Consider the following 3,435-nt stretch of genomic DNA (forward strand, 5'->3'; position numbering starts at 1 on the left):
CTGCCAATCCGGGATGGTGCAGAGCACGAAGGTGATGACGACGGTGTCGATAGAATTGTCGGGCAGCGGCACTGATTCAGCGCCTGTTTCGAGAAATTCGATCCGGTTGCCCCAGCCAAAATTCGCAGCCTCTTTGCGCGCCCGCTTGATCATGCCGCCGGACGGCTCCAGCGCATAAAGCGTATCGATGTCATTATGGGCGTAGAAGCCGAAATTCGTGCCTGATCCGCAGCCGATCTCCAGCACATTGCCATGGGCGCGCGGAACGATTTTGGCGCGCTGCTTCATGATCGGCTTGGTCGAGCACGCGCAGGAGACGAGCGGCGGGACGACATATTTTTCCCAGAGCCCCATTGCCTAGTCCCTCCGGTCGAGCGCCTGACGCGCAGCCGGATTGCCGGGCTTCAGGACAAGCGCGTCCTGCGTCATCACAACATCATAGGAGAGGCCATCGGCCATCGGCGCATAAACGGCAGACCCGAACTGGGTCTGCATGCCGACACGCGTTCCTTCTTCCCTGGCCAACGCATAGACGTCGAGGCCGGGGTTCTTGGAAAGCGCCAGACCATTGCTGGTCGCTTCGCTGACAGTGGCTGTATTGTAGCGGCGTGACTGGCGGCCTTCGATATACTCCAGCCGGTAAACACTGTCATAGCCCATCATATTGGCCATCGGCTCATAGGTGATGACGCGCGCGCCCATGGAAAATTCGTCGCCCTGCAGGATGCAGTCTTCCTCGCCGCCGCCCGCGACGAAACAGGTGACGCCGTCGCCTTCCGCCAGCACGATACGGGCGCGATAGGCATTCTCCTCGCCGGACACCGCATCAAAGGTCACCTGCGCGACAGGCCGTTCATAGGTGAGGCGCTTATAGGTCTGAAGATTGAGCCCGGCGAACGTGCCGATCCCGGCAGCGCCGAGAAAGCCGACCCCGAACAGGAAGCGCAGGCCACCGGCGGCAAGCCGCAACTTCATCAGACGGCCCAGCCCGGCAAAGGTCAGCATCAGGCCGACAACGCCTGCGAGACTCGGAAGAATCCACCAGATCAATCCCATTCAACACCTTCTTTTCGCCGCGCTGGCGCTCTTCTTCCCACCGTTCTAACGCAGACCCCTGATTTCCCAAACCGGTCTTTCCGCCCAGCTGGTCTGGGCCGGAACCTTGCCCAATTTGAGGCAGTGAGCAATACAACCTCAGACTGGGTATCGGCTGCAACAGCCGCATGCTAGCGTCGCGGCAGATGGAAATTTTGAGGAGGATGGGATGATGCTCAGACAGTTCGGGCTGACATGTGCGGCAGCCGCTCTGGCGGTCACCGGGGCGATGGCGCAGGAGACAGAGGACACCTCGCAGCGCTTCACGGCCGAGCGCGTCTTCGACATCGAATACGCCACCTCGCCCCAGATTTCGCCGGATGGCTCCAAGATCGTCTATGTCCGCCACTCCATGGATAAGCTGAAGGATCAAGACCGCGGCGACCTCTGGATCATCGATGTCAAATCGGGAAATCAGCGTCCGCTCGTGACAGGCGGCGCGTCTGCAAGCAGCCCGGTCTGGTCTCCGGACGGGTCGAAACTCCTCTATTCAAGCTCGAATGACGGCAAGCCAGAGCTTCGCCTTCTCTATCTCGACAGCGGCGACAGCTTTTCACTCGCCCAGCTTGAGCAAGGCGCGGCTGGCGCAAAATGGTCTCCGAATGGGGACCTGATCGCCTTCTCCATGTTCGTGGCCGAGGAGAAACCGAGTTTTGCCACGCCGATCGAGCAGCCCGAAGGCGCCGAATGGAACGAGCCGGTAAAGGTCTACGACGACATGACCTTCCGCTTCGATGGCGCAGGCTATCTCGAAGATGGCTATGACCAGGTCTTCGTCCTGTCGGCCGATGGCGGTTCGCCGCGTCAGATCACCGATGACGAAGGCGGGTTCTCTCCGCCCGTCTGGCTCGACAATGATACGCTGCTCGCCAGCGGCAATCTCGATGAGGACCGCGACATGCAGCCGGTCGAAAGCGAGATCTATGCGATCGAGCTGTCTGACCAGTCGGTGCGCCCGCTGACCAGCCGCAGCGGCCCCGATTACAGCCCTGTCGTCTCTCCGGACGGCGAGACCATCGCCTTCCGGGGCTATGACGATGAAGTCATGGCCTACCAGCAGGCCAATCTCTATCTGATGGACGCAGACGGCTCGAATGTCCGCGAAATCGCCGCCGATCTCGATCGCGAGTTCGGCCAGGTCGAGTGGGCCCCGAACGGCCGCAGCCTCTATTCCCTGATCGAGAATGCCGGCAATATGGATGTGTTCCAGATCGAACTCGACGGCGACACCAGCATCGCCGTGTCAGGCCTTGGCGGCGCCTCGATTGGCCGGCCGTATTCGGGCGCCGACTTCTCGGTCTCTGACACAAACCGCCCGGTCTTTGCCTACACCGCCGGCTCTCCGAACACGCCGTCTGAAGTGGCCGTTGCTGGCCGCAATGTAGACGACCGGGTGCTGACTTCTCTCAACGCCGATGTCATCCCCTATCTCGACATGGCGCGGATCGAAGAAATCAAGGTCTCCTCCAGCCATGACGGACGCGAGATCGAAGCCTGGGTCGCGCTGCCGCCAGACTTTACCGCCGATGGCAGCTTTCCGATGATCCTCGAAATCCATGGCGGCCCCTTCGCCATGTACGGCCCGTTCTTTGCCAGCGAAATCCAGCGCTACGCGGCCGAAGGCTATGTCACGGTCTGGTCCAATCCGCGCGGCTCGACCGGCTATGGCGAGGCCTTCGCCCAGGAGATCGACAAGGCCTATCCCGGCAATGACTATGACGATCTGATGAGCGTCGTGGATGAGCTTGTCGCGCGCGAGTATGTCGACCCTGACCGCCTCTTCATCACAGGCGGTTCCGGCGGCGGCATCCTCACGGCCTGGACCGTCACCAAGACCGACCGCTTCGCAGCGGCTGCCTCGATCAAGCCCGTGATCAACTGGATGACGATGGGGCTCGCCAGCGATATCGGCGTCTTCGTGAACAAGCACTGGATCGGCGCCAATCCATGGGAAGAGCCTGAGAAATTCCTCGCGCTCTCACCGATCAACTATGTCGGCAATGTCACCACCCCGACGCTGATGATGGTCGGCGAAGAAGATTTCCGCACGCCCGCCTGGGAAGCTGAGCAGTTCTATTCCGGCCTCAAACAGAACGGCGTCGACACCGCGCTCATCCGTGTCCCCGGCTAGCCGCACTATATCGCCAGCCGCCCCAGCCGTCTGATCGCCAAGACCGATAATATCATGGGCTGGTTCGCCAAATACGACCCGGCCAAGCAGGACGAAGACGAGAGCGAGGAGTAAGCGGCCGGATGTCTGACCTGAATGCCCTGATCGAAGCTCTGCCGAAAGCAGAGCTTCACCTCCACCTTGAAGGCAGCCTTGAGCCGGAACAGCTC

At 61.0% G+C, this 3,435-nt stretch carries 4 protein-coding genes; 1 reads left to right on the forward strand and 3 read right to left on the reverse strand.

Translation table 11 applies throughout. The annotated features are described in order from the left end of the window. A partial coding sequence (locus tag WA989_RS08395) for a class I SAM-dependent methyltransferase (protein ID WP_424340051.1) occupies positions 1-354 on the reverse strand: 354 nt, incomplete at its 3' end. Between the two features lie 3 nt (positions 355-357). Further along, entirely contained in the window at positions 358-1,056 is a 699-nt protein-coding gene (locus WA989_RS08400) for a hypothetical protein (protein WP_424340052.1), read from the reverse strand. Between the two features lie 208 nt (positions 1,057-1,264). On the opposite strand from WA989_RS08400, the gene WA989_RS08405 reads away from it, so the two are divergent. Next, on the forward strand, positions 1,265-3,226 hold the full coding sequence (locus WA989_RS08405; protein ID WP_424340053.1) for a prolyl oligopeptidase family serine peptidase: 1,962 nt from the start codon (positions 1,265-1,267) through the stop codon (positions 3,224-3,226). A 5-nt stretch (positions 3,227-3,231) separates the two neighbouring features. On the opposite strand, the gene WA989_RS08410 is transcribed toward WA989_RS08405, so the two are convergent. Beyond that, the coding region (locus tag WA989_RS08410; RefSeq protein WP_424340054.1) for a hypothetical protein at positions 3,232-3,435 on the reverse strand (204 nt) is incomplete at its 5' end.

Origin of the sequence: Henriciella sp., assembly GCF_049649345.1 — a bacterium.
Classification (GTDB): Bacteria; Pseudomonadota; Alphaproteobacteria; order Caulobacterales; family Hyphomonadaceae; genus Henriciella.